Source organism: Nocardia sp. NPDC055165, assembly GCF_053606985.1.
The window spans coordinates 1-23955 of record NZ_JBSGSS010000015.1; the positions used below are offsets into that span (position 1 = coordinate 1).

Below are 23955 nucleotides of genomic sequence, written 5' to 3' on the forward strand. Positions count from 1 at the left end.
CCACCGGGGCTTGCTCCTTCGTCGCCTACGCCCCGGCGGCTAACCGGCGACCCGGCCGCGACCGGCCACTTCGTGGCCGCCGCTCCCTAGGGGTCGCGGGTGCGGGGTTGGGGTTTATGGGGTGTGGAAGGCGGCCGGGACTCAGTGTTCGCGGTGGCGGGCTACTACTGCTGCTACCGCGCCACCCGCGGCGCCCAGCGCCAGGGCGGTGGGGACGCCGATCTTGGCTGCTTTGCGGCCGGTGCGGAAGTCGCGGATTTCCCAGCCGCGGTTCTTCGCTACCTCGCGCAGGTCGGAGTCGGGGTTGATGGCGACAGCGGTGCCGACCAGCGACAGCATGGGGACGTCGTTGTGGCTGTCGGAGTAGGCGGTGCAGCGCTTGAGGTTGAGCCCTTCGCGGATGGCGAGGGTACGCACCGCGTGCGCCTTGCCGAGGCCGTGCAGGATGTCGCCGACCAGGCGGCCGGTGAACTTGCCGTCGACACTCTCGGCGACCGTGCCGAGGGCGCCGGTCAGACCGAGGCGTTTGGCGATCACATTGGCCAGCTCGACCGGGGTGGCCGTCACCAACCAGACCTGCTGGCCGGCGTCGAGGTGCATCTGGGCGAGTGCGCGGGTGCCGGGCCAGATCTTGTCGGCGATGATCTCGTCGTAGATCTCCTCGCCGAGTGCCGCGAGTTCGGCCGTGGGGCGGCCCGCGATGAAGCTGAGCGCCTTCTCCCGGCCCGAGACCATGTCGGAGGAGTTCTCCTTGCCGGTGACCCGGAACTTCACCTGCTTCCAGGCGACGTCGACCAGATCGGAGGTCTTGAAGTACTTGCGCGCGGCCAACCCGCGGGCGAAGTGGACGATCGAGGCACCCTGCACAAGGGTGTTGTCGACGTCGAAGAACGCCGCGGCGGTGAGGTCGCGCGGAACCTCGGGGCCCGCGTCGGCACCCTGCTCGGCGAGCTCGGCATCGTGCAGCTCGAGCGCGGCGTCGGCGCTGGCCTCACCGGCCAGGTTGGCGCGTAACTCTTCTTCGCTCGGTCCGAACGGGCTGCGTGGCAGCCGTGCGAACTGTTCCTGCAGTTCCTGACCGAGGCGGCTGGGCTGCCACCGTGCAGGGAACTCCCCGAATCGCCCTGCGACGAATCCGGCCCTAGTCACCTTCGAACGTTCCGGCACCAGTACCCTCCGCTAGTCGCGCGAACCATGTCCACAGTAACCGGCTGCACCGACAACCCGCTGCGGGCTCGGGGATTAAATAGGGCTCATGACTAATCCCACACCGACGGTGACCCTGTTGACCCGCGCTGGTTGCGGCATGTGCAGCGCGGCACTGGAGCAATTGCGGATGATCTGTGGTGATTTCGGTCTCCCGGTCGCCACTGTAGACGTCGACGAAGCCGCGGTCAGGGAGCCGGAACTGCGTGCCGAATACGGTGATCGCCTGCCGGTGGTCCTGTTGAACGGCCGTGAACACAGCTATTTCGACGTCGATGAGCCCCGTTTGCGGGCGGACCTGAGCCGGATCGCTGGTCGCGACGGAAAATGAGGCCGAATTCACCGACTTTGTGAACGCCTGCACAAGCGGTTACGGTGGTGACACGCAATCCGCACCGCCGCTCCACGCGGCGGCGGTGGCCGGGTTTGTACCGCCCCTATGGCACCGGTCGCGCTCTCGTAATTGCAGCGACCCACACCGGTGAACGAACAGAGGAACCGGACCGCGATCAGGCCCGGAACGAGGAGCCGACGACGTGACAGAGCAGCACGAGACGCCGAGTGGCGTCTCCGGCAAGGCTCTTGTGCGGGACATTCCGCAGGCCACGGTGACTCGTCTTGCTACCTATCTCCGGGTTCTCGCCGGGTTGGCCGACGAGGGTGTAGTCATCGTATCGAGTGAGGAACTCGCTGTCGCGGCGGGTGTCAATTCGGCGAAGCTGCGCAAGGATCTTTCCTTCCTCGGACCCAACGGTGTGCGGGGTGTCGGCTATGACGTAGCCAAGTTGCGCACCAGGATCGAAGATGTGCTCGGACTGTCGCAGGGACATCGGGTAGTGCTGATCGGCGCGGGCAATCTGGGTCGCGCGCTGGTCGGTTACGGCGGATTCGGGGTACGAGGCTTCACCGTGGTCGGGATCTTCGACAACGACCCGTCGGTGATCGGCCAGTCGTACGCCGGTCTCGTCGTGCGCGATGTCGAGCAACTGACCGCGCAGATTCCGGCGCTGACGCCGACGATCGCTGTGGTGGCCGTGCCCGACGAAGCCGCCCAGGACGTGTGTGACCGGCTCGTCGACGCCGGACTGCCGTCGATTCTGAGTTTCGCGCCGCTGGAACTGCGCGCGCCCGCCCATGTCCAGGTCCGCCGCGTCGACCTGGCGATGGAACTGCAGATGCTGTCCTTCGATGCCGCGCGCAACGACGCGCCCGCGCTGCCCGAGATCGCCGAGGTCGGCTCCGGCCGCGTCGCGCGCCGGGTACCGCCGCCGAACCACCTCACCCATGCCGCACCGGTCGAACCGGCCCGCGGCAGGCCGACACGGCGTACCGCGCCGCACTCGGCCACGCCCCACTCGGCAACGGAGCCAAGCACCAAGGGATCGGTGATCACGCCATGAGCGAGCGCCAGCGAGCTGAACAGCGACACGGCGTGCGGACACGCATGACAGGGCACAGCGCCGGCGAGGTGTGGTCATGAGTGTTCTGCTGGTAGGGATTTCGCACCGCAGCGCCCCGGTGTCGGTGCTGGAGAAGGTGGCCATCAGTGAGGCCGATCGGCCGAAGCTGGTGGATCGGCTGCTCGCCTCGAGTCACGTGTCGGAGGCGATGATCGTCTCCACCTGCAACCGGGTCGAGGTCTACGCGGTCGTCGACGCCTTCCACGGCGGACTCGGCGAGGTGAGCGAGCTGCTCACCAAGCATTCCGGACTGCCGCTGGGCGACCTCACCAAGCACGCCTACGTGCGCTACAGCGAGGCCGCGGCCGAGCATCTGTTCGCGGTCGCCAGCGGCTTGGACTCGATGGTCGTCGGCGAGCAGCAGGTGCTCAGCCAGATTCGCAGCGCCTACGCCAGCGCCGACGGTCAGCAGGCGGTCGGGCGCACCCTGCACGAGCTGGCTCAGCACGGGTTGCGGGTCGGCAAGCGAGTGCACTCGGAGACCGGGATCGACCGGGCCGGTGCCTCGGTGGTGTCGGTGGCGCTGGATCGGGCGCGCGGTGTCGTGGGCGATCTCGCCGGACGGACCGCCGTGGTGGTCGGTGCGGGCGCGATGGGCGGGCTGGCCGTCGCGCATCTGTCGCGGGCCGGGATCGGGCGCATCATCGTCGTCAACCGGACCCTCGAACGCGCACAGCGTCTCGCCGAGACCGGGCGCACCATGCACGGTGTCGACGCCGAGGCGGTCGAGATGTCGCGGCTCACCGAGGCCATGGCGGGTACCGATGTGGTAATCACCTGTACGGGCGCGGTCGGGTCCGTGGTGACTCTGGCCGATACCCACCGCGCGCTCGCCGGCCGGGCGCGCACCGACGCCGCCGAGCGTCCACTGGTCTTCTGCGATCTGGGCTTGCCCCGCGATGTGGAGCACGCCGTGGCAGGCCTGCCCGGCGTCGCCGTCATCGACATCGAATCGCTGCAGCGCGATCCGGCCGCGGGAGCCGCGGCCGACGACACCGCCGCCGCGCGCGTCATCGTCGCCGACGAACTCGCCAAATACCTTGCCGGGCAACGCATGGCGGAGGTCACTCCTACGGTGGCCGCGCTGCGTCAGCGTGCCGCCGATGTGGTGGAGGCCGAACTGCTCCGCCTCGATTCGCGGCTGCCCGACCTGGCCGACCCGGCCCGCGACGAGGTGGCGCGCACGGTGCGCCGCGTCGTCGACAAGTTGCTGCACGCGCCGACCGTGCGGGTGAAGCAGCTGGCATCGACGCCGGGCGGCGACAGCTACGCCGAAGCGTTGCGTGAGCTGTTCGAACTGAAACCTGGTGCGGTACAAGCGGTTGCCGCCCCGATGGAGGTCGCCGCGGCGGAGTCCGCGCTGGCCGACGACTTCACCGCAGGCCACCTCGGCGATGGGCCGTCACGCTTGACCGAGTCAAGACCCGACACAGGCAGCATGCGAAACCACGCAGCGCCGCTCGGGCATGCGCAGGAGGAAACCGCATGACCACGACAGTGCAGGAAGAGGACACCGTGACCGCAGGCAGCAGCAGTGCGCCGTGGCGGATCGGCACGCGCGGCAGTCTGCTCGCGCTGACACAGGCGGGCACCATCCGTGATGCGCTGATCGCGGCGGGGCAGCCCGCCGAACTGGTGGTCATCAAGACACCGGGCGATCTGTCCTCGGATCCGGTGCAGAAGATCGGTGTCGGGGTGTTCACCTCCGCGCTGCGCGACGAGCTCGCCGCGGGCGGCATCGACATCGCGGTGCATTCCTATAAGGACCTCCCCACCGCGCAGGATCCGCGCTTCACCATCGCCGCGATCCCGCCCCGCGAGGACCCGCGCGACGCGCTGGTGGCTCGTGACGGCATGGTGCTCGGCGAACTGCCCGCCGGTGCTCGCGTCGGGACCTCGGCCCCGCGCCGCGCCGCGCAGCTGCGCGCACTCGGCCTCGGCCTCGACATCCTTCCGCTGCGCGGCAATATCGACTCCCGCCTGCGCAAGGTGAGCGAGGGCGAACTCGACGCGATCGTCATCGCCCGCGCCGGCCTGTGCCGGATCGGGCGCACCGACGAGATCACCGAATCGCTCGAACCGGTGCAGATGCTGCCCGCCCCCTCGCAGGGCGCGCTCGCGGTCGAATGCCGCAGTGACGACCCGCAATTGATCGAGATACTCGCCGGTCTGGACGATGCCGCGACCAGAGCCGCGGTGCTCGCCGAGCGTTCGCTGCTCGGTGAGCTCGAGGCAGGCTGCACCGCGCCGATCGGAGCGCTCGCCGAGATCGTCGAGTCGATCGACGAGGACGGCCGGATCTTCGACGAACTCTCGCTGCGCGCCTGTGCTGCCGCGATCGACGGCTCCGATGTCCTCCGCGCCTCGATCGTCGGCGCGCCGAAAGACGCGGCCGAACTCGGTCGCACGCTGGCGCGCGAACTGCTGGACCTGGGTGCTCGCGCATTGCTGAGCGTCACAGACGAACCGGCGCCCACCGACTTCACTAATTCCAGCCCGATGGAGAACAACCGATGAGCAGCAGCCGAGCTACCAAGAAGCAACCAGGGCGGATCCTTTTCGTCGGATCCGGCCCCGGCGACCCGGCCCTGCTGACCGTGCGTGCCCGTGAGGTGCTCGAGCGGGCGATGCTGGCCTTCACCGACCCCGATGTCGACAAGGGCGTGCTCGCCCTGATCGGTAGCGCGGTCGAGGTGGGCGAGGACGGCGAGAGCCCGGTCGACGTGCGGCCCGCCCTCGGCGAACCCGCCGAGGTGGCCAAGACGCTGATCGCCGAGGCGCGCAACGGTCACGACGTGGTCCGCATCGTCACCGGCGACCCGTTGACCACCGATTCGGTGATCAACGAGGTCAACGCCGTCACCCGCTCGCACATGGTGTTCGAGGTGCTTCCGGGCCTGCCCAACGGCTCGGCCGTGCCCAGCTACGCGGGCATCGCGCTGGGCTCCGGGCACACCGAGGCCGATGTGCGCGGCGAGGTCGACTGGTCGGCGCTGGCCGCCGCCCCCGGCCCGCTGGTGCTGCACGCCACCTCCGGTCACCTGGCCGAGACCGCCAGCGCGCTGGTGGAACACGGTATGGCGCCGCAGACGCCGGTCGCGGTCACCGTGCGTGGCACCACTCGTCAGCAGCGCACCATCGAGGCCACGCTGGCCTCGCTGAACAACGCCGCGTCCGAGCTCGTCGGCCCGCTGGTCGTGACGGTCGGCAAGGAAGTCGACAAGCGCGCCAAGATGTCGTGGTGGGAGTCGCGTGCCCTCTACGGCTGGACCGTGCTCGTCCCGCGCACCAAGGATCAGGCGGGGGAGATGAGCGAGCGGCTCGTCACCCACGGCGCGATCCCGATCGAGGTGCCGACCATCGCGGTGGAGCCGCCGCGCAGCCCCGCCCAGATGGAACGGGCCGTGAAGGGTCTGGTCGACGGGCGCTACCAGTGGGTGGTGTTCACCTCCACCAACGCGGTGCGCGCGGTGTGGGAGAAGTTCGCCGAGTTCGGACTGGACGCTCGCGCGTTCTCCGGTGTGAAGATCGCCTGCGTCGGCGAGGCCACCGCGGAGCGGGTGCGCTCCTTCGGTATCAACCCCGAACTGGTGCCCAGCGGCGAACAGTCCTCCGAGGGCCTGCTCGCCGACTTCCCGCCCTACGACGACGTGTTCGATCCGGTGAACCGGGTGCTGTTGCCCCGCGCCGACATCGCCACCGAGACCTTGGCCGAGGGCCTGCGTGAGCGCGGCTGGGAGATCGACGACGTCACCGCCTACCGCACGGTGCGCGCCTCGCCGCCGCCCGCGGAGACCCGCGAGATGATCAAGACCGGCGGTTTCGACGCGGTCCTGTTCACCTCGTCCTCCACGGTGCGCAACCTGGTCGGCATCGCGGGCAAGCCGCACGCTCGCACCATCGTGGCCTGCATCGGCCCGAAGACCGCGGAGACCGCGATCGAGTTCGGTCTGCGTGTGGACGTGCAGCCCGAGACGGCTCAGGTGGGCCCACTGGTGGAGGCACTGGCCGAGCACGCGTCGCGCCTGCGCGCCGAGGGCTTGCTGCCGCCGCCGCGTAAGAAGAGCCGCCGCAGCAGCAGCCGCTGATCTCAGCAGATACCCCGAAAGCCCGCCCGCAACGGCGGGCTTTCGGCGTATCGAGGTCATCGGCTGTAGCGCAGCAGTGTGCGCACGAGCCGGCAGGTGGCATCGGACGGCGGGCGGATGTCGATCTTCTCGGCGGTGCGCCGGATCGTGTCGTTGGTGGCCTGATTGGGTAGGTACACACCGGAATCCAGCAGCGCGATCGTCAACCGCATGGCCTTGAGCCGACGGTTGTGCGCCACGTACCAGCGGCGCGGACGGCCCGCGGGCAGTCGCTTCTTCTCGAGCGGCACGTACGGCGCGGTGATGAAAGTGGTCTGAGCGGCAATGGCATTCATTCGGCGTCCTCCCGTTGCGTTTGGGTCCCGCCCCCGATCGTCGGAACCCTCGAACACGCTTTCGATTATACCGAGGGGCACCGACAGGTTTCGTCGATCTCTCGCGGAAGCCATTGAGCTCCAGTGGGTTTCGATGTTATCCACAGGTTCGCCGCGACCGGTAGCCGACCTCGGCGAAGCGCCGCGCGTGGTGATTCGCGGGTAGCTGTCGGACCGCTGTGGTCTAGTAGCGCAAGGCAACCCGGGGAGAGGCGATGAGGGTGAACGAGATCGACAAGCGGCTCGGCGCGCACGTCGCGGCGGACGAGCTGCTCGGCCTGGCATGGCTCGTGGCAACCGGAGACGACGTCATCACCGGCGCCATCGGCCACCTCGACGCCACCCGCGCCACCCCGATGCGCACCGACACGATCTTCCGGATCTCCTCGATGACCAAACCGCTCACCGCGGCGGCGGCCTCGATTCTGATCGACGACGGCGTACTCGATCCGGCCGAACCGGTCGACCGGCTCCTCCCGGAACTCGCCGGCTTACGTGTACTCGCGCACCCCACCGCCGAAGTCGCCGACACGGTCGCGGTGAACCGCCCGATCACCGTCGACGACCTGCTCACCTTCCGCCTCGGCTGGGGCATGGATTTCGCCGACTTCTCACCCAAGCCGTTCGACGCCGCCTGGAGTGCCCTCGACCTCGGCTGGGGCCCGCCGACGCCCGCGCGGATGTTGCCTCCGGACATCTGGCTGCGCCGGCTCGGCACCCTGCCCCTGCAGTATCAGCCCGGCGAACGCTGGCTCTACCACGTCGGCGCGTCGATCCTCGGATTCCTGGTCGCCAGGGCAGCGAACAAACCGCTCTCGGAATTGCTGGCCGAGCGTGTCCTGCGCCCACTCGGCATGACCGACACCGGTTTCTCCGTCCCGCCTGACAAGCTGGCCCGATTCGGCCCGCATTACTCGGAAACAGACGGCACCCGCACCGTCTTCGACCCCGTCGACGGGCAATGGAGCACTCCACCCGCCTTCGAAGGGGGCGGTGACGGCCTGGTCTCCACTCTCGCCGACTACTACCGCTTCGCGCGGATGCTGCGCGACGGCGGCGAACTCGACGGCATCCGAGTGCTGTCCGAGCGAGCCGTCGCGGCCATGACCACCAACCACCTCACCGCCGAGCAACTGGCCCGCGGCGGACCCGGCCCCGGCGACAGCGCGGGGTGGGGTTACGGCGTCGGCGTCCAGGTACGCGACCAACTCGACGGCCCACGCGCAGGTGCCTACGGCTGGGCAGGCGGTCTCGGCTCGACCTGGTCCAATGACGGCGCGGTGACGGCGATCCTGCTCACCAACGAAACGTGGAGTTCGGCCGGCCCGTCCCCGGTCTTCGCAACTTTCGAGCAGATTCTGGGCGAAACCGCCCGCCGTCGCGACCCGTTGTAGGCGCTGCGGCGACCATCGGGGGACAGGCGTATTCTGCGGGCTATGACCGCTTTCGACCGCCCGCGGCGGTTGCGCAGGACACCCGCATTGCGTCGACTCGTCGCCGAGACCACACTGCAGCCGCGTCAGTTGGTACTGCCGATGTTCGTGGCCGACGGACTCGACGAGCCGCGGGAGATCAGCTCGATGCCGGGGGTGTATCAGCACACGCTGGACTCGCTGCGCAAGGCCGCCGCGGAATCGGTGGCCGCCGGGGTGGGCGGACTGATGCTGTTCGGTGTGCCGCTGTCCGAGGACAAGGACGCCACCGGCAGCCAGGCCAGTGATCCGAACGGAATCCTGAACCGCGGTCTGCGCGCGCTGGCCGAAGAAGTCGGGGACGCGACGGTCATCATGGCCGACACCTGCCTCGACGAATTCACCGACCACGGCCACTGCGGGGTCGTCGGCACCGATGGCGCGGTCGACAACGACGCCACCTTGCACCGCTACGTGGAGATGGCGCTGTCGCAGGCCGAAGCTGGTGCCGATCTGCTCGGAACCAGCGGCATGATGGACGGACAGGTCGGCGCGATCCGGCGTGGGCTCGATGCGGTCGGGCGCACCGACACCGCCATCCTCGCCTACGCGGCCAAGTACGCCTCGGCCTTCTACGGCCCCTTCCGTGAGGCCGTCGGCTCGTCGCTGGAAGGCGATCGCCGCACCTATCAGCAGGATCCGGCCAACCGCCGCGAGTCGCTGCGCGAGCTCGACCTCGACCTCGCCGAGGGCGCCGACATCGTGATGGTGAAGCCCGCGATGTCCTACCTCGACATCCTGCGCGACGTCGCCGACCGTTCCACCGTCCCCGTCGCGGCCTATCAGATCTCCGGCGAGTACGCGATGATCACCGCCGCCGCCGAGCGTGGCTGGATCGATCGCCGGGCTTCGATCCTGGAGTCGCTGATCGGCATCCGGCGGGCAGGCGCGGACATCGTGCTCACCTACTGGGCGACCGAGGCAGCACACTGGCTGTCGTGATCGTTCCGCCGAACAAACCCGAAACCCTTCCCGTGCCGGAGGACGTCGGCACCGCTCGTCAGCTGTGGTGGGGAATCGCCGGCCTCGGTGTCGTCTACACCTTCGCCAGTGTCATCACCATGACCGGGGAGCGCGACAAGCTCAGCAAGCAGTTCCTCGACGAGATGCACAAGTCGGATCCGAACTTCCCGGCGTCGACCGTCGACGTGATGGTGCTGGTGGCTTTCGCGCTGACCGCGCTGGTCGGGGTGCTGCTGGCCGGTGTCACCGTGGCGATCGCGCATCAGCTCGGCCGTGGCAAGAGCTGGGCGCGCACGGTGCTCACTGTTGTCGCGATCTGGCTCGGACTCGGCGCCGTCGCCACCATGTTCAGCTTCTCCGCGGTCGCCAATCCCGCGACGATCGTGGCGGGAGGCTCGGCGATCGTGCAGGGCGTGCTCGCCGCGGGGGCCGCGTTCCTCAGCTACCGGCCCGAGTCGACGAAGTACTTCCAGTCCCGCCGGAAGTGACACCACACAGTGTATGGTGAGGATTGTCACACCGGTTGAGCGCCGGGGGAGCGGAGGCAATGATGCGCGTGGTGATCGAGCAACCACACAGCCTGCGACGCGACCTGTTGGTGATCGGGCTGATGGTTGTACTCACCCTCGCCGTCATCGCGCTGATTCTGCTACCGAGCCTGGTCGGCTGATTCGATCTCGCCCCTGGCAGGATCGCAGGAATGAGACGCTGGATCGCGCTGTTCGAACTCGGCTTCGCCGTGCTCTTCCTTGCCTGCGCGATCGTCAGCTGGCGCGCCGCACGGCGCACGACCGAATTCGCCGGCACCGATGAGCACCCCGGGTTCGAGGCGGTGCGCTACGTGGCGCCGTTGCTGTTGCTCGCCTGTGCGCTGGTGATCGTGAGCGGGGTGCTGGTCATCGATGTCGTCACCAGGATCTACCGCGGATCTGTAGCACCGCGCGATCTCGAACCGATGATCTAGAGGAAGCCGAATTCCGATGTGTGCGTGGGGGTTCGGGACGCGAGCTCGCACCGCGGGCTCCCTCGAGGAGGAATCGATGACCAAACTGACCGCAGGAATCTGTACCGTCGCCGCCGCGGTGGCGACGATCGCCCTGGCCGCGGCGCCCGCCCAGGCCGCCCCCGGTCTGCCGCTCACCCCGATGATCGCCGAGCCGGCCGCCGACGGTTTCGCCCCGGAGACCGGCTCGAGCGGCATCTACAACGGCATCATGTGCCAGCTGCACACGATCTCGGCCGAAGTGCCCTGCATGTACACCTGATCAGCTGGTCCACTGCTGGTAGACGTCGACGATGCGGCCGCCGCGCGTGCCGGGCGCGTTCAGGAAGACGGAGACGGTGCCGTCGGGATGGGCCGCCGCTTCCGTCACCACCTGACGCAGGGTGGCGCGGATGCCGCCGTCGGCGTCGCGGTACAGATCGCTGTCGGGATGCAGACCCGCGCCGATCCGATTGGCGGGTACGAGCATCGCGGTGATCGCCGGAATCGGCCCCGCCCCGAGGGCCGCGGTCTCCTCGTGGCTGAGTTGGGCACCGATCCGATCGGGCTGGGCCTGTGGTGCGAACGCGGTGGCCGAACCCGCGCCGAGTAGCACTCCCGCCGCGACGAATCCTGTGCCAAGGGCAGTGCTGGTGACGCCGAAACGCATGAAATACCCTCTCGCTGATACCTGATTTCCCTATGGCTCAGGTGCTGAGCCGCCCGGAGCGTAGTCGCAGGCCAATGGGCCTAGATCGAATTCTTTCCCGGATCGGGGCGGCGTGTCGGGCGTGTCGTCGGTGGGTCGCTGCGGTCTGGGTCACTGTGCTCCACCCTGTCGTCCGGCGTGCCGAGGCGAACTGAGACACTGGAATCCGTGAGTCTTACGCAGGTACCGGTTTCGGCCCAGCTCTTCGAGCGGGCGGCCGCCGTGATCCCGGGTGGCGTCAATTCCCCGGTTCGTGCGTTCAACTCGGTCGGCGGTACGCCACGGTTCATCACCTCCGCGAGCGGCTACACGCTCACCGATGCAGACGGCAACGACTACGTCGATCTGGTGTGCTCGTGGGGGCCGATGATCCTCGGTCACGCCCACCCCGCCGTCGTCGAGGCCGTGCAGAGGGCCGCGACGAGCGGACTGTCGTTCGGTGCGCCGACCGAGGCCGAGATCGAGCTGGCCGAGGCCATCGCCACCCGCGTCGACCCTGTCGAGCGGGTCCGCCTGGTGAACTCCGGTACCGAGGCCACGATGAGCGCGGTCCGCTTGGCCCGCGGTTTCACCGGCCGATCCAAGATCATCAAATTCTCCGGCTGCTACCACGGTCACGTCGACGCGTTGCTGGCCGACGCGGGCTCCGGTGTCGCGACCCTCGGTCTGCCGACCTCACCCGGCGTCACCGGCGCGCAGGCCGCCGACACCATCGTGTTGCCCTACAACGACCTCGCCGCCGTCGCCGCCGCCTTCGACGCGCACCCAGGCCTGATCGCCTGCGTCATCACCGAGGCCGCCGCGGGCAACATGGGCGCGGTCGCGCCGCTGCCCGGCTTCAACGAAGGTCTGCGCACCCTCGCCCACGACAGCGGCGCGCTGCTGATCATGGACGAGGTGATGACCGGATTCCGGGTCAGCGCGTCGGGTTGGTACGGCCGCGAAGGCGTCGCCGGTGACCTCTACACCTTCGGCAAGGTGATGAGCGGTGGCCTGCCCGCCGCCGCGTTCGGCGGTCGCGCCGAGATCATGAACAACCTCGCCCCGCTCGGCCCGGTGTATCAGGCGGGCACGCTGTCCGGTAACCCCGTCGCCGTCGCCGCGGGCCTGGCGACCCTGCGTGCGGCCGACGACGAGGTGTACGCGGCGCTGGACCGCAATGCCGATCGTCTCGGCGCGTTGTTCGCGAAAGCCCTGACAGAGGCCGGTGTCGAGCATCAAGTCCAGTTCGCAGGCAATATGGTGAGCGTGTTCTTCGCCGAGCGTCCGGTGACCGATTACGCCGCCGCCAAAGCGAGCCAGACCTGGCGTTACCCTGCCTTCTTCCACGCCCTGCTCGACGCGGGCGTGTACGCGCCGCCGAGCGCGTTCGAGGCATGGTTCGTCTCCGCGGCACTCGACGAGGACGCGTTCGACCGTATCGCCGCCGCTCTGCCCGCCGCCGCCCTCGCGGCCGCGGCCGCAACCCCCGAAGGATCCCCAGCGTGAGCTCCGACCAGCCCGACGCAGAATTCGCCCCAGTCCCGGCGGATAGCGACGAGGCGCCCCATCCTGCCCCCGCCGCCGCACCTCCCGCCCTCGACGACGACCCGTCGAGTGTCGAAACCATCGTGCACGTGCTGCGCCACGGCGAAGTGCACAACCCGAACGGCATCCTCTACGGTCGCCTGCCCGGCTTCAGCCTCTCGGTGGCCGGTCGCTCGCAGGCCGGTGCCGTCGCGCGCTCGCTGGCCGATCACGACATCGCGATGGTGATCGCCTCCCCGTTGCAGCGCGCCCAGGAGACCGCAGCGCCGATCGCGGCCGCCCACGACCTGATCGTGCGCACCGACGAGAACCTGATCGAAGCGGGCAACACCTTCGAGGGCCTGCGCGTCTCCGTCGGTGACGGGGCGCTGCGCAAGCCGCGGCACTGGTGGAAGCTGCGCGACCCGTTCACCCCGTCCTGGGGCGAGCCGTATCTGCAGATCGCTCATCGCATGCTCGCCGCGGTGAACAAGGCCCGCGTCGAGGCCGCCGGTCACGAGGTGGTGCTGGTCTCGCATCAGCTGCCCGTGTGGACGCTGCGCCGTTTCCTGCAGGGTCAGCGGTTGTGGCACGACCCGCGCAACCGGCAGTGCTCGCTGGCGTCGCTGACCTCGCTGGTCTACCACGGCGACACGCTCGTCGACATCGTCTATTCCGAGCCCGCCGGGGCGTCGGATCCGTCGGTTCACGGCGCATGACACGCTGCACCTCGTCGGGAACCGCCCGTGGCCGTCGGCCGCGGGCGCTGACCGCCGTTCTGTCCGCCCTGCTGGTGATCATCGCCGCGGCGGGCTGCTCGACGGGTACCGATGCGGTCGCCACCGGTGGTGGGACCTTCGAATTCGTCTCACCCGGTGGTAAAACGGATATCTACTACGATCCGCCCGCCACGCGCGGGACGATCGGCACGCTCTCGGGGCCCGATCTGATGAACGAGGGAAAGACCGTTTCGGTCGACGATTTCCCGAACCAGATCGTGGTCGTGAACCTGTGGGGACAGTGGTGTGGCCCGTGCCGCGCCGAGTCGCCCGCTCTCGAAAAAGTCTTCGCGGCGACCAGAGATCAAGGCGTCGCGTTCCTGGGGATCAATGTCCGTGACCATCAGCGCGACAAAGCCCAGGACTTCGTAGTGGACAACAAGATCGAATACCCGTCCATCTACGACCCGTCGATGCGGACCTTGCTCGCTCTCGGCGGAAACTTTCCCACCAGTGTTATTCCGACCACGTTGATCCTGGATCGTCAGCACCGGGTCGCCGCGGTCTTCCTTCGCTCGCTATTGGCCGAAGACCTTCAGCCCGTGGTCGAGCGCATCGCCGCCGAGGAGAAGCAGTGAGCAGCCGTCGTCGTCCAGGAAATCTGACCGCGTGTCGTCCCCGTCAGGGCGCCCGCCGAATGGGTGCGGGCTGGACGGTCGACGACCGTTGGGCCGGCATCGCGACCGTGCCGCGCAGTGTCGCCGGCGCCGGTCTGTTCGATTTCGGCCCCGCTGATCCGGCCGAGACCGAGCGAACCCTGTCGTTGCCGCGCGACGAGCAGCATGACATGGATACGGACACCGACGAGTGATTCCGCTCGCCGCAGTCGGGGATTCCTTCCAGCAGACGGCGGCATCGGGTCCGCTTCTGCTGGCGCTGGGAGCCTGCCTGCTCGCGGGCCTGGTGTCGTTCGCTTCACCGTGTGTCGTGCCGCTCGTCCCCGGCTATCTGTCCTACCTGGCCGGGCTGGTCGGTGCCGAGGCGCCGCCTGCCACCAACGCGCAGGCGAGCACGCTCACCGCGCAGCGCCGTAGCGCGAAGATGCGGGTGGCCGGTGCCGCCGGGCTGTTCGTCGCCGGGTTCACGGTGGTGTTCGTGCTGGCCACGGCCACTGTTTTCGGCGTGATCCAGACCCTCAATGTGAATCGGGAACTGCTGCAGCGCATCGGCGGTGTGGTGACGATCCTGATGGGTCTGGTGTTCATCGGCCTGGTCCCCGCCCTGCAGCGCGACACGCGGATGGAGCCGCGCAGGCTCACCAGCATCCTCGGCGCGCCGCTGCTCGGCGGGGTGTTCGCGCTCGGCTGGACCCCGTGTCTGGGGCCCACGCTGTCGGGTGTGATGGCGGTGTCCGCGGGTACCGAGGGCACCACCGCCGTGCGTGGGGTGACGTTGATCGTCGCCTACTGCCTCGGTCTCGGGCTGCCGTTCATCGTGCTGGCCTTCGGGTCGGCCGGTGCGTTGCGCGGGGTCGGCTGGCTGCGGCGCAATTCGCGCACCATTCAGGTAATCGGGGGTTTTCTGCTCGTCGCCGTCGGCGTCGCGCTGGTCACGGGGGCATGGGATCAGTTCGTCGGCTGGGTGCGTGACGGGTTCGTCTCCGAGGTGACTCTTCCGATCTGATGACTGACACGCTGACCACACCGACCACCCCCACCCCGCCCGTCCGGCAGTCGCTGCTGGGCCGGGCCTGGGCCCTGGTCCGTAATTCCTGGCGCGGCCTCACGAGCATGCGCACCGCACTGGTGCTGCTGTTCCTGCTCGCGCTGGCCGCCATCCCCGGCGCCCTGCTGCCGCAACGCAGCCTCAACGCGCAGAAGGTCGACCAGTACATCGCCGACCGTCCGACACTGGGTCCGTGGATGGACCGGTTCGAACTGTTCGACGTGTTCGGCAGCTTCTGGTTCACCGCCATCTACGTGCTGCTGTTCATCTCGCTGGTCGGCTGCATCCTGCCGCGCTGCTGGGACCACTACCGGGCACTGCGTACCCCGCCGGTGCCCGCGCCGCGCAACCTCAGCCGGTTGCCGCACCACTCCAGCGAAACCGACGACCGGACTCCCGACGAGGTGATCGAGGCCGCCAAGGCTTCCTTGCGTGGGTGGCGGACCGAGGTGCGCCCCGGTCAGCGCGACGGCGAGGTGACGCTGTCCGCGGAGAAGGGCTATCTGCGCGAGTTCGGCAACCTGGTGTTCCACCTGTCGCTGGTGGGGCTGCTCGTCGCGATCGCGTTGGGCAAGCTGCTCGGCTACGAGGGCAATGTCATCGTGATCGCCAACGACGGTCCCGGCTTCTGCACCACCTCGCCCGCGGTCTTCGACTCGTTCCGGGCGGGCAACACCAACGACGGCACCGGCATGACGCCGCTGTGCATCAAGGTGAAGGACTTCAAGGCCGACTACCTGCCCACCGGCCAGGCCGAGATGTTCCACTCGAACATCGAGTACCAGGCGGGCGCGGACCTGAGCACCGACACGTGGCGCAGCACCGAGCTCCAGGTGAACCATCCGTTGCGGGTCGCCGGTGACCGCGTCTACCTGCAGGGACACGGCTTCGCGCCGACGTTCACCGTCACCTTCCCCAACGGGCAGACCCGCACCGAGACCATCCAGTGGCGGCCCGACGACGCGCAGACCTTCCTGTCCAGCGGTGTGCTGCGCATCGACCCGCCCGGCGGCATGTACGCCACCGACGAGGAACGTCGGCAGAACCAGATCGCCATCGAGGGCCTGTTCGCGCCGACCGCGATGTTCCACGGCAGCCTGCTCACGTCGTCGTTTCCCCGGATGGATGACCCGGCGGTCGCAGTCGATGTCTATCGCGGCAATACCGGTCTCGACACCGGTCGTTCCCAGTCGCTGTTCTCGCTGGACCCGGAGATGATCAAGCAGGGTCGGTTGACCAAGGAGGCACGGGTCAACCTGCGTCCCGGCGAGTCGACCACGTTGCCGAGCGGGGCGAAGGTCACCTTCGACGGCGCCGAGGAATTCGTGAACCTGCAGGTCTCGCACGACCCGGCCCAGCAGTGGGTGCTGGTGAGCGCGCTGACGATGATGGCCGGTCTGCTGGTGTCGCTGTTGCTGAAACGGCGGCGGATCTGGATCCGGGCGTACCCGGTCGAGGCTGCGGCGGGTACCGTGGGTCAACGACGCGCCGTAGTAGAAATGGGCGGCCTGGCCAGAAGCGATCAAGCGGGCTGGGGCGCCGAGTTCGATCGACTGCGGACACGGCTGCTGGGAGCGGAGAAGTGATCCGCGCACTCGACATGGAGACGGAATCCTGATGCAGATCGACGAAACGCTGGCACGGTACAGCGACTTCGCGTTCATGTCGGCCATGGCCATCTACGCCCTGGCCACGGTCCTGCTGATCGTGCAGTACGCCTCGGCGCGCGCCAAGCAGGTCGCCGCCCGCGAACTCGTCCCCGCCGGCGACCCCGGGTTGCCCGGCAGGATCGAGACCCCCGAGGCCAAACCGCTCGCCGAACGGCTGGGCAACATGGCCTTCTCGGTGCTGGTAGTCGGCGCGGTCCTGCACATCGGTTCGATCGTGCTGCGCGGCTTCGCCACCCACCGCTTCCCGCTGGGCAACATGTACGAGTTCACCACCATGGCCACCGCGGCCGCCGTGGTGATCGGCCTGATCTTCCTGCGCGACCAGCGCTACCGGGCCATGTGGGCGTTCCTGCTGGTCCCCGTGCTGATCCTGATGTTCCTGGCAGGCACGGTCCTCTACGCCGACGCCGCCCCCGTGGTCCCCGCCCTTCGCTCGTTCTGGCTGCCGATCCACGTCACCATCGTCAGCATCGGCAGCGGCGTCTTCCTGGTCTCGGGCGTGGCCAGCCTGCTCTACCTGTTCCGCATGCGTCAGCCCGCGGGCGAGGAATCCACCAACATCCTGGGCATCATCGCCCGCCGCCTCCCCGACGCCCGCACCCTCGACCAGCTCGCCTACAAAACCACCATCATCGGCTTCCCCCTCTTCGGCGCAGGCGTCATCCTCGGCGCCATCTGGGCCGAAGCCGCCTGGGGCCGCTTCTGGGGCTGGGACCCCAAGGAAACCTGCTCCTTCATCGCCTGGGTCCTCTACGCGGCCTACCTGCACGCCCGAGCCACCTCGGGCTGGCGAGACACCAAGGCAGCCTGGATCAACATCGCCGGCTTCGTAGCGATGCTGTTCAACTTGTTTATCATCAACATGGTGATCAGCGGTCTGCACAGCTACGCGGGGCTGAACTGAGCGGCCGCTACCTCCGATATAGCGTGTCTGCATAGCTCCGAGATGAGACCATAGGTCTTGTGGCACACGATCTTCGGCTGTCCGGTGTGACCTACGGGGCGGGGGATCGGTCCGGGGGATCGACTGAGCGTGCGGGGAAGTTGAGTTTCTCGCATTCGGAAATCCGGTGGCGCCGATCGGTGCGCTCGGCGTTCGTGGTCGGCTGGCGCGAGGTGACGGGCGTGGATGTGCGCACGCCCGACCTTGTCGAAGTGATCAGTGCCGGAGTTGGGTGGGCCGACGGCTCCGTGATTCGCCTGGATGTGGCGGGGGCTACCCACCGATTCCACGTTGCGGGCACGCAGCCCGAGCAGCTGCGAGAAACGCTGATGGCATGGGTCGTTCGCGAGGCGCCGCCGTCGAAACCGTGGCCCGTGGCGCCTGCCCGTCCAGTGGTGGCGCGGGCGCCGGTCGATATCGCGTACGCGGCGGCGGCGATCTGGCGAGCCAGCGGCCTGGGACGCGCACCGTTTTCCGAGATCACTACGGCGTCGTACCGGGTGGCTGTCGCGGAGAATCACCGCGACAGCGGACGCTACTCGGAAGCGATCGCGGTGTTGGAGCCGCTCGCTCAACAGTGCGCGGAGAAGTTCGGTGCCGACCGGCCCATCACGTTGCAGGTGCGGAACGCCCTCGGCCGGTCCTACTGCGATGCGGGGTACTTCTCCGAAGGACTAGAGGTGCTGAACGATATCGTGTCGATCGCCGAGCATGTTCTCGGCGTCGACGACGACATGACGCTCACCCTTCGCAACAATCTGGCTTTGGGGTATTCCGCTGCCGGTGAGTACCTTCATGCCCTTGACCTACTCGACTTGAACGTCGACTACAGCGAACGGAAACTCGGCGACGACAGTCTCGAAACTCTCGGGCGTCGCAACAACTTGGCGGCGACACAGGCGCTGGCCGGGCTTCGGCAACGCGCTGCGGCCTCGTACTGGAGCATCCTCGATCGGCTGCATCCCGACAGTTACGCGCACAGTCTCGCGGTCACCGCACGCCAGAACCTGGCCATCTTGCACAACCCGCTGTGGGAGCCCTGAGGCGCCTCGGAGTCAGCAGTAGTAGCAGATCTTGTTGGCGGGGAGTTCTACGTGGCAGTTGAGGCAGACCGGCTTGCGCACCGGTTCCGGCTTGGGGATGGCGGCTACGGTGCGGCGGGCGGCGGAGGGTCGTTTGACGGCTGCCTCGGCTGCTTCGGCGGTGGCCAGGTCCGCGGAGGTGGACTGGCGGATGGCGGCGACCTTCGGGGGGAGGGTGGGCAGGCCGCCGTCGGCGGGGAGGTCGGTGGCGTAGTGCTGGTAGCACTGCCAGCGGGCCGCGGCCGCGTGCATTTCGAGGTCGTCGGGGATGGGCAGGCCCGCGAGTTCGAGGATGTAGCGGTAGCCGGTGCCCACGGTCTGGTTCTTGCGCACGCACAGGGCGCTCAGCGGCGGCTCGTTGTTCTTGTGACAGTGCTCGGCGACTTTGTCCAGCACGACCGGCAGCCAGTGCTGCCACTTCACCGCGGTGCGGATCCCGGATTCTTCCTGGACCAGCTCGGCCAACTCCGTGTTGACGATGAAGTTGTTGAACCGGGTAGCGGTGTCGGCCAGCACCTCGTGTGCGGCGCGAGTCCACTCCGACCGTGCCTCGGTGAACGTCACGGCGCTGCCGTCGGCCGCGCGCCAAGTGGTCGGGACAGAACCCTGCTGCACATCAATCACCGGAATACGTTATCTACCCAGCTCTTTCGACGCGCAACGGGGGTATGTGCGTCAGCTCACGGCGACGCACATCGTGAGGGTCACTCGGCCGGGCCGGAGTCGTCACGTGGTTGTTTGCCGAGGCGCCAGAGGAATTCCGGGTCGTCGTCGGGGCCGAGAACCGGTCTGCGCGAGGGTGGGCCGGGATTCGGGCGTTGCATTTCGGGGCCGAACGCCTTCCAGCACAACACCGCGATGGCCACGATCGCGATGAGTGCCAATAGGTACGTCACGTCGCTCACCTCCTGCTATCGAGGGTAGCCGTGTCCGCGCCGTGTGCACATCCGCAACGGGAGGGAAATTTTTGGCGAACGCGAGCCCGCGGTGGGCTCGCGTCGGCCGGTGAGTCAGCGGGGTGCTGCCTCGGTGGTCAGTGATCTGAGCAACTGCAGGACCTCGGACTCGCGGAAACGGCGATGTCCGCCCGGTGTACGCAGTGAGCCGAGTCTGCCCGCATGGGCCCACCGGGTGACGGTCTTGGGATCTACGTGGAACATGGCGGCCACTTGGCCTGGTGTCAGCAGAGTGTCCTGAAGGCCGACGGTGATCGCAGTCATAGCTAACCTCTCCGTTCTCGACAGTTCCCTCATCAGTGGCGTCATCGTCGCACTGCGACCCCCATGTAGTCGAACCACCTACTGTTGGTAAAGGGGAAGTAATAGACAAAAGCCGCGAACGGGGCCGCATCGGCGAGATTCGCGCCGGGCTACGCTGTAGTCGTGAGTGAAGCAACAGGTCAGCAGGGTCCTGGCGCAGGGAAGCGGCTGGTCCGCAATCTCGCGCTCTACACGCTGGCTCGTCTCGGGCTGGTCGTGGTGATCGCCGCGTTGATCGTAGGCGTGGCCAAGCTGATCGGTGTCGACGTGCCGGTCATCGTCGCGGCGCTGTTCGCGCTGATCGTCGCGATGCCGCTGTCGCTGACGTTGTTCAAGAAGCTGCGGGTGAAGGTGAACGAGGACATCGCCGTGGTCGACGCGCGCCGCCGCCAGGACAAGGCGCAGCTGCGGGCCCGCTTGCGGGGTGACGACGACGGCGCCTCGGCGTGAAATACCTCGATCGCAGCGCCCCGCGTGACTGGGTCGACAATGCCGTCCGGCTGATCGACGCCGACACGCAGCGGTCCGCCGACACCCACCTGCTGCGGTATCCGCTGCCCGCCGACTGGCCGGTGCAGCTCTACCTCAAGGACGAGTCGACCCACATCACCGGCAGTCTCAAGCACCGGCTGGCACGGTCGCTGTTCCTGTACGCGATCTGCAACGGCTGGGTCACCGAGGGCGCAACGGTGGTCGAGGCGTCGTCGGGTTCGACGGCGGTGAGCGAGGCCTACTTCGCGAAGCTGCTCGGTCTGGACTTCGTCGCGGTGATGCCCGCGAGCACGTCGCCGCAGAAGGTCGCGCTCATCGAAGCGCAGGGTGGCCGATGTCATTTCGTCGATCGACCACCGGACATGTACACCGAGGCCAAGCGTCTCGCCGCCGAATCCGGCGGGCATTTCATGGATCAGTTCACCCATGCCGAGCGGGCCACCGACTGGCGTGGCAACAACAACATCGCCGAGTCCATCTTCGAACAGCTGGCGCTGGAGAAGCACCCGGTGCCGGAGTGGATCGTGGTCGGTGCGGGTACCGGCGGCACCAGCGCGACGATCGGACGCTACATCCGGTATCGCAGGCACGCGACGCGGCTGGCCGTGGTGGACCCGGAGCATTCGGCGTTCTACGGCGGCTACGAGTCGGGCGACGCGGGCTATGAGACCGGAATGCCGTCGCGCATCGAGGGGATCGGCCGTCCTCGGGTGGAGCCGTCGTTCGTGGGCCAGGTGGTCGATCGGATGATCGTGGTTCCCGACGCGGCCTCGATCGCCACCGCCCGTCATGCGAGCGCCGCACTGGGCCGTCGCGTCGGCGGTTCGACCGGCACGAACCTGTGGGGCGCCTTCCACCTCGTCGCCGAGCTGGTCGCGGCGGGTCGCAGCGGAAGCGTGGTCACGCTGCTGTGTGACGGCGGCGACCGGTACGCGGGCACCTATTTCGACGACGACTGGGTGGCCGCCCAGAACATGGATCTGACCGGCCCGACCGGGATTCTCACGGAATTCGCCACCACCGGCCGCTGGAACGGCTGACAACCTCCGCCATACCCTTTCCGGGTCTGTTCGCGCTCAGCGATGTCAATTTTTGTTGACAAACGCGGCTGTCGTCAAGCAAAATTGACGTCATGACCGATGCAACAACCCTCGCCTCAGCGGCAGGCAACCCCGACCCCGCCGTCGGGCTGCGCGCGGTGCTCGCCCTGCGCAGGCTGGCCGACCGGCTCGAAACCATCCAGGTCGCCAATGCCAGAGCCAACGGCTGGTCGTGGCAGGCCATCGCCGAGGCGCTCGAGGTGAGTAAGCAAGCGGTCCATCAGAAACACAACCGGAAAGGTGGAACCCGCTGATGTTCGAAAAATTCAGCCGCGAGGCCAGAGTCGCGGTGGTCGGTGCCCAGGACGACGCCAAGGAGCTGGGCGCGAAGCGGATCGGGCCGGAGCATGTACTGCTCGGCACCCTGTCGAACGCCGAACCGGACCTGCGCGCGGTGCTCGACGCGCGCGGCATCACCGCCGGCGGTGTGCGCGCCGCCCTCGCCGCCCGCACGAGCGAGCCGCCGCTGGGCGCCGATGACGCGCAGGCCCTGCGCTCGATCGGCATCGACCTGGATGCTGTGCAGGCCAGCATCGCCGACAACTTCGGCTCGCAGGCCTGGGACCAGGCCGAACCGGAGGCCAAACGCGGCATGTTCGGCCGACTGCTCGGCTCCGGGCACATCCCGTTCACCAGCACGGCCAAGAAGTCGCTCGAACTCGCGCTGCGCGAGGCGATCCACCGCAAGGATCGGGAGATCTCCTCGACCTACCTGCTACTCGGCATCCTGCGCGGGGCCGACCCGGCCACCACCGACCTGCTCGGCGGCCGCGACGCGGTGTCCGGCCTACGCGCCGATCTCTACGCGATGCTCGACCGCGCCGCGTGAATTCCACATCGGGTGTGTGTCAGACCCGCCGCAATGTCCGTTTCCCGGCCTAGCATTGCGTGCATGCAACTAGCAATCCGGTTGGTCATCAACGCCATAGCCATCTGGGCTGCGGCCGCGTGGATCGACAAGATCGATATCTACGTGCCGCCCGAGTGGTCAGCGGAGTGGGGTAACTGGGGCAAGGCCCTGGTCCTGCTCATCGTCGCGCTCGTGTTCACGGCGGTCAATGCCGTGATCAAGCCGATCGTGCAACTCCTGTCGTTGCCGTTCGTGATCCTCACGCTCGGCCTGTTCCTGCTGGTGGTGAACGCGGGGATGCTGTGGCTCACCGCCAAGATCACCGAGCTCACCGACTACGGCCTTCGCGTCGACGGTTTCTGGGCGGCGTTGTGGGGTGGCTTGATCATCACGCTGGTCAACTGGGTGCTCGGCATTCTGGTGCCCGACGGCGACTAGCCCGCGAGCCCGACGGCCAGCGCGCTCAGCGCCGACCAAGCCAGCAGGGCAAGCCCCGAATCGCGGAGGGCGGGAATCAGTTCCAGCCCGCCCTTACCGGTGCGCACAGGGGCGTTGGCCCGGATCGCCAGCGGCAACGCGAGCAGTCCGGCCAGCGCCCATGGCGTGCGCGCGATCAGCGCGAGGCTGATCACGAACGGCGCCGCGAGCAACACCAGGTGCAGGGTGCGGGTGCGCGCATCGCCGAGTTTCACCGCGAGCGTGACCTTGCCCGACTCGGTGTCGGTCGGGATGTCACGCAGATTGTTGGCCACCAGCACCGCGCTGGAGAACGCGCCGACGCCGATCGCGAGCAGCAGGCCGACCCAGTCGACCCGCAGCGCCTGCACGTACTGGGTGCCGAGCACCGCGATCAGCCCGAAGAACACGAACACGGCGATCTCGCCGAAACCGCTGTAGCCATACGGCTTGCTGCCGCCGGTGTAGAACCACGCGCCCGCCAGGCACAGCGCGCCGATCAGTACCAGCCACCACGCCGTCGTCACGGCCAGCACGAGGCCGGCGACCGCGCCGATCGCGAGGCTGAGCAGCGCGGCGGTGCGAACAGCTGTGGGGGAGGCCAGTTTCGAGCCGACCAGGCGCAGTGGGCCGACCCGCACGTCGTCGGTGCCGCGAATGCCGTCGGAGTAGTCGTTGGCGTAGTTCACCCCGACGATCAGCGCCAGCGAAACCAGCAGCGCCAGAATTGCTTTCCACCAGACGGCTCCGTCGATGGATGCGGCAGCGCCGGTGCCCGCGAGTACCGGCGCGATCGCGTTGGGCAGCGTCCGTGGTCGGGCGCCCTCGATCCATTCCGCTGCTGTAGCCATGGATCGAAGCCTAATCCGACACGGACGCTCCCCGCTCCTGGAGCCCCT

General features: G+C 68.1%; 31 protein-coding genes. 24 read left to right on the top strand and 7 right to left on the bottom strand.

Annotation, left to right across the window (positions count from 1 at the left end; translation table 11 throughout):
- Positions 1-141: 141 nt before the first annotated feature.
- Positions 142-1167, bottom strand: a complete 1026-nt coding sequence (locus ACWFRF_RS26625; protein WP_378991035.1) for an HAD family hydrolase — start codon at positions 1165-1167, stop codon at positions 142-144.
- An 88-nt stretch (positions 1168-1255) separates the two neighbouring features.
- Here ACWFRF_RS26625 and ACWFRF_RS26630 point away from each other — a divergent pair, with 88 nt between their 5' ends.
- The 5 genes from ACWFRF_RS26630 to ACWFRF_RS26650 all read left to right on the top strand — a co-directional run bounded on the left by ACWFRF_RS26630 (position 1256) and on the right by ACWFRF_RS26650 (position 6754).
- The gene (locus ACWFRF_RS26630; RefSeq protein ID WP_378991033.1) at positions 1256-1537 is read left to right on the top strand and encodes a glutaredoxin family protein; all 282 of its coding nucleotides are present in this window, start codon (positions 1256-1258) and stop codon (positions 1535-1537) included.
- A 205-nt stretch (positions 1538-1742) separates the two neighbouring features.
- Positions 1743-2606, top strand: coding sequence for a redox-sensing transcriptional repressor Rex (locus ACWFRF_RS26635; RefSeq protein ID WP_378634153.1), 864 nt, complete (start codon positions 1743-1745; stop codon positions 2604-2606).
- A 76-nt stretch (positions 2607-2682) separates the two neighbouring features.
- Positions 2683-4155: a glutamyl-tRNA reductase gene (locus ACWFRF_RS26640; protein ID WP_379313521.1), complete on the top strand. Its 1473-nt coding sequence runs from the start codon at positions 2683-2685 to the stop codon at positions 4153-4155.
- Positions 4152-5183, top strand: coding sequence for a hydroxymethylbilane synthase (gene hemC, locus ACWFRF_RS26645; protein WP_378991031.1), 1032 nt, complete (start codon positions 4152-4154; stop codon positions 5181-5183). Before ACWFRF_RS26640 ends, hemC begins: the two co-directional genes overlap by 4 nt.
- On the top strand, positions 5180-6754 hold the full coding sequence (locus ACWFRF_RS26650) for a bifunctional uroporphyrinogen-III C-methyltransferase/uroporphyrinogen-III synthase (protein WP_378634163.1): 1575 nt from the start codon (positions 5180-5182) through the stop codon (positions 6752-6754). Before hemC ends, ACWFRF_RS26650 begins: the two co-directional genes overlap by 4 nt.
- Positions 6755-6810: 56 nt before the next feature.
- Here the strand turns inward: ACWFRF_RS26650 and ACWFRF_RS26655 are convergent, their stop codons facing one another.
- The gene (locus tag ACWFRF_RS26655; protein WP_364403472.1) at positions 6811-7089 is read right to left on the bottom strand and encodes a hypothetical protein; all 279 of its coding nucleotides are present in this window, start codon (positions 7087-7089) and stop codon (positions 6811-6813) included.
- Between the two features lie 254 nt (positions 7090-7343).
- Here ACWFRF_RS26655 and ACWFRF_RS26660 point away from each other — a divergent pair, with 254 nt between their 5' ends.
- The 6 genes from ACWFRF_RS26660 (at position 7344) to ACWFRF_RS26685 (ending at position 10828) form a co-directional block, all read left to right on the top strand.
- A complete protein-coding gene (locus tag ACWFRF_RS26660) occupies positions 7344-8522 on the top strand; it encodes a serine hydrolase domain-containing protein (RefSeq protein ID WP_452452813.1) in 1179 nt (392 codons plus the stop codon).
- A 42-nt stretch (positions 8523-8564) separates the two neighbouring features.
- Entirely contained in the window at positions 8565-9542 is a 978-nt protein-coding gene (gene hemB / locus ACWFRF_RS26665; protein WP_379313519.1) for a porphobilinogen synthase, read from the top strand.
- Complete coding sequence (locus tag ACWFRF_RS26670) at positions 9539-10051, top strand: hypothetical protein (protein ID WP_378991025.1); 513 nt, start codon at positions 9539-9541, stop codon at positions 10049-10051. Before hemB ends, ACWFRF_RS26670 begins: the two co-directional genes overlap by 4 nt.
- A gap of 59 nt (positions 10052-10110) precedes the next feature.
- Positions 10111-10233, top strand: coding sequence for a hypothetical protein (locus ACWFRF_RS26675; RefSeq protein WP_281258081.1), 123 nt, complete (start codon positions 10111-10113; stop codon positions 10231-10233).
- A 30-nt stretch (positions 10234-10263) separates the two neighbouring features.
- Positions 10264-10527: a hypothetical protein gene (locus ACWFRF_RS26680; protein WP_379313518.1), complete on the top strand. Its 264-nt coding sequence runs from the start codon at positions 10264-10266 to the stop codon at positions 10525-10527.
- Positions 10528-10603: 76 nt separating this feature from the next.
- Complete coding sequence (locus tag ACWFRF_RS26685; RefSeq protein ID WP_452452814.1) at positions 10604-10828, top strand: hypothetical protein; 225 nt, start codon at positions 10604-10606, stop codon at positions 10826-10828.
- On the opposite strand, the gene ACWFRF_RS26690 is transcribed toward ACWFRF_RS26685, so the two are convergent.
- The gene (locus ACWFRF_RS26690) at positions 10829-11215 is read right to left on the bottom strand and encodes a hypothetical protein (protein ID WP_379318070.1); all 387 of its coding nucleotides are present in this window, start codon (positions 11213-11215) and stop codon (positions 10829-10831) included.
- Positions 11216-11422: 207 nt separating this feature from the next.
- Here ACWFRF_RS26690 and hemL point away from each other — a divergent pair, with 207 nt between their 5' ends.
- From hemL to ACWFRF_RS26730, 8 genes are all read left to right on the top strand, one after another.
- Positions 11423-12742, top strand: a complete 1320-nt coding sequence (gene hemL / locus ACWFRF_RS26695) for a glutamate-1-semialdehyde 2,1-aminomutase (protein WP_452452817.1) — start codon at positions 11423-11425, stop codon at positions 12740-12742.
- Positions 12743-12861: 119 nt separating this feature from the next.
- Positions 12862-13479 (top strand): histidine phosphatase family protein, encoded by a 618-nt coding sequence (locus tag ACWFRF_RS26700; RefSeq protein WP_378943160.1) that lies wholly within the window; start codon positions 12862-12864, stop codon positions 13477-13479.
- Positions 13476-14117, top strand: a complete 642-nt coding sequence (locus ACWFRF_RS26705; protein ID WP_379318188.1) for a TlpA disulfide reductase family protein — start codon at positions 13476-13478, stop codon at positions 14115-14117. The genes ACWFRF_RS26700 and ACWFRF_RS26705 overlap by 4 nt, the downstream gene beginning before the upstream one ends.
- The gene (locus ACWFRF_RS26710) at positions 14114-14350 is read left to right on the top strand and encodes a hypothetical protein (RefSeq protein ID WP_378991018.1); all 237 of its coding nucleotides are present in this window, start codon (positions 14114-14116) and stop codon (positions 14348-14350) included. Before ACWFRF_RS26705 ends, ACWFRF_RS26710 begins: the two co-directional genes overlap by 4 nt.
- Positions 14347-15162, top strand: a complete 816-nt coding sequence (locus tag ACWFRF_RS26715; RefSeq protein ID WP_378991016.1) for a cytochrome c biogenesis CcdA family protein — start codon at positions 14347-14349, stop codon at positions 15160-15162. Before ACWFRF_RS26710 ends, ACWFRF_RS26715 begins: the two co-directional genes overlap by 4 nt.
- Complete coding sequence (gene resB / locus ACWFRF_RS26720) at positions 15162-16790, top strand: cytochrome c biogenesis protein ResB (protein WP_378991014.1); 1629 nt, start codon at positions 15162-15164, stop codon at positions 16788-16790. The genes ACWFRF_RS26715 and resB overlap by 1 nt, the downstream gene beginning before the upstream one ends.
- Before the next feature lie 31 nt (positions 16791-16821).
- Positions 16822-17778, top strand: coding sequence for a c-type cytochrome biogenesis protein CcsB (gene ccsB, locus ACWFRF_RS26725; protein WP_378991013.1), 957 nt, complete (start codon positions 16822-16824; stop codon positions 17776-17778).
- A gap of 59 nt (positions 17779-17837) precedes the next feature.
- Complete coding sequence (locus ACWFRF_RS26730) at positions 17838-18860, top strand: tetratricopeptide repeat protein (RefSeq protein ID WP_452452820.1); 1023 nt, start codon at positions 17838-17840, stop codon at positions 18858-18860.
- 12 nt (positions 18861-18872) lie between these two features.
- Here the strand turns inward: ACWFRF_RS26730 and ACWFRF_RS26735 are convergent, their stop codons facing one another.
- The 3 genes from ACWFRF_RS26735 to ACWFRF_RS26745 form a co-directional block, all read right to left on the bottom strand.
- Positions 18873-19523 carry a hypothetical protein gene (locus ACWFRF_RS26735; RefSeq protein ID WP_378634197.1) on the bottom strand — a complete coding sequence of 217 codons (651 nt, stop codon included), beginning with the start codon at positions 19521-19523 and terminating at the stop codon, positions 18873-18875.
- 80 nt (positions 19524-19603) lie between these two features.
- Positions 19604-19795, bottom strand: a complete 192-nt coding sequence (locus ACWFRF_RS26740; protein WP_378634199.1) for a hypothetical protein — start codon at positions 19793-19795, stop codon at positions 19604-19606.
- 114 nt (positions 19796-19909) lie between these two features.
- Positions 19910-20119 carry a BldC family transcriptional regulator gene (locus ACWFRF_RS26745; RefSeq protein WP_056814442.1) on the bottom strand — a complete coding sequence of 70 codons (210 nt, stop codon included), beginning with the start codon at positions 20117-20119 and terminating at the stop codon, positions 19910-19912.
- 162 nt (positions 20120-20281) lie between these two features.
- On the opposite strand from ACWFRF_RS26745, the gene ACWFRF_RS26750 reads away from it, so the two are divergent.
- From ACWFRF_RS26750 to ACWFRF_RS26770, 5 genes are all read left to right on the top strand, one after another.
- Complete coding sequence (locus ACWFRF_RS26750; protein WP_378991009.1) at positions 20282-20608, top strand: DUF4229 domain-containing protein; 327 nt, start codon at positions 20282-20284, stop codon at positions 20606-20608.
- Positions 20605-21690: a PLP-dependent cysteine synthase family protein gene (locus ACWFRF_RS26755; protein WP_452452823.1), complete on the top strand. Its 1086-nt coding sequence runs from the start codon at positions 20605-20607 to the stop codon at positions 21688-21690. Before ACWFRF_RS26750 ends, ACWFRF_RS26755 begins: the two co-directional genes overlap by 4 nt.
- 92 nt (positions 21691-21782) lie before the next feature.
- Positions 21783-22004 carry a hypothetical protein gene (locus ACWFRF_RS26760; protein WP_019049431.1) on the top strand — a complete coding sequence of 74 codons (222 nt, stop codon included), beginning with the start codon at positions 21783-21785 and terminating at the stop codon, positions 22002-22004.
- A complete protein-coding gene (locus tag ACWFRF_RS26765) occupies positions 22004-22579 on the top strand; it encodes a Clp protease N-terminal domain-containing protein (protein ID WP_387445685.1) in 576 nt (191 codons plus the stop codon). The genes ACWFRF_RS26760 and ACWFRF_RS26765 overlap by 1 nt, the downstream gene beginning before the upstream one ends.
- 63 nt (positions 22580-22642) lie before the next feature.
- Positions 22643-23038, top strand: a complete 396-nt coding sequence (locus ACWFRF_RS26770) for a phage holin family protein (RefSeq protein WP_378991002.1) — start codon at positions 22643-22645, stop codon at positions 23036-23038.
- Here the strand turns inward: ACWFRF_RS26770 and ACWFRF_RS26775 are convergent.
- A complete protein-coding gene (locus tag ACWFRF_RS26775) occupies positions 23035-23907 on the bottom strand; it encodes a 1,4-dihydroxy-2-naphthoate polyprenyltransferase (RefSeq protein WP_452452826.1) in 873 nt (290 codons plus the stop codon). The genes ACWFRF_RS26770 and ACWFRF_RS26775 overlap by 4 nt on opposite strands.
- Positions 23908-23955 lie beyond the last annotated feature (48 nt).

Coding starts and splice junctions, on each gene's coding strand:
- ACWFRF_RS26630 (WP_378991033.1), top strand. CDS start 1,256: ATGACTAATCCCACACCGACGGTGACCCTGTTGACCCGCGCTGGTTGC.
- ACWFRF_RS26640 (WP_379313521.1), top strand. CDS start 2,683: ATGAGTGTTCTGCTGGTAGGGATTTCGCACCGCAGCGCCCCGGTGTCG.
- hemC (WP_378991031.1), top strand. CDS start 4,152: ATGACCACGACAGTGCAGGAAGAGGACACCGTGACCGCAGGCAGCAGC.
- ACWFRF_RS26650 (WP_378634163.1), top strand. CDS start 5,180: ATGAGCAGCAGCCGAGCTACCAAGAAGCAACCAGGGCGGATCCTTTTC.
- ACWFRF_RS26655 (WP_364403472.1), bottom strand. CDS start 7,089: ATGAATGCCATTGCCGCTCAGACCACTTTCATCACCGCGCCGTACGTG.
- ACWFRF_RS26660 (WP_452452813.1), top strand. CDS start 7,344: ATGAGGGTGAACGAGATCGACAAGCGGCTCGGCGCGCACGTCGCGGCG.
- hemB (WP_379313519.1), top strand. CDS start 8,565: ATGACCGCTTTCGACCGCCCGCGGCGGTTGCGCAGGACACCCGCATTG.
- ACWFRF_RS26675 (WP_281258081.1), top strand. CDS start 10,111: ATGATGCGCGTGGTGATCGAGCAACCACACAGCCTGCGACGCGACCTG.
- ACWFRF_RS26680 (WP_379313518.1), top strand. CDS start 10,264: ATGAGACGCTGGATCGCGCTGTTCGAACTCGGCTTCGCCGTGCTCTTC.
- ACWFRF_RS26685 (WP_452452814.1), top strand. CDS start 10,604: ATGACCAAACTGACCGCAGGAATCTGTACCGTCGCCGCCGCGGTGGCG.
- ACWFRF_RS26690 (WP_379318070.1), bottom strand. CDS start 11,215: ATGCGTTTCGGCGTCACCAGCACTGCCCTTGGCACAGGATTCGTCGCG.
- ACWFRF_RS26705 (WP_379318188.1), top strand. CDS start 13,476: ATGACACGCTGCACCTCGTCGGGAACCGCCCGTGGCCGTCGGCCGCGG.
- resB (WP_378991014.1), top strand. CDS start 15,162: ATGACTGACACGCTGACCACACCGACCACCCCCACCCCGCCCGTCCGG.
- ccsB (WP_378991013.1), top strand. CDS start 16,822: ATGCAGATCGACGAAACGCTGGCACGGTACAGCGACTTCGCGTTCATG.
- ACWFRF_RS26745 (WP_056814442.1), bottom strand. CDS start 20,119: ATGACTGCGATCACCGTCGGCCTTCAGGACACTCTGCTGACACCAGGC.
- ACWFRF_RS26760 (WP_019049431.1), top strand. CDS start 21,783: ATGACCGATGCAACAACCCTCGCCTCAGCGGCAGGCAACCCCGACCCC.
- ACWFRF_RS26765 (WP_387445685.1), top strand. CDS start 22,004: ATGTTCGAAAAATTCAGCCGCGAGGCCAGAGTCGCGGTGGTCGGTGCC.
- ACWFRF_RS26770 (WP_378991002.1), top strand. CDS start 22,643: ATGCAACTAGCAATCCGGTTGGTCATCAACGCCATAGCCATCTGGGCT.
- ACWFRF_RS26775 (WP_452452826.1), bottom strand. CDS start 23,907: ATGGCTACAGCAGCGGAATGGATCGAGGGCGCCCGACCACGGACGCTG.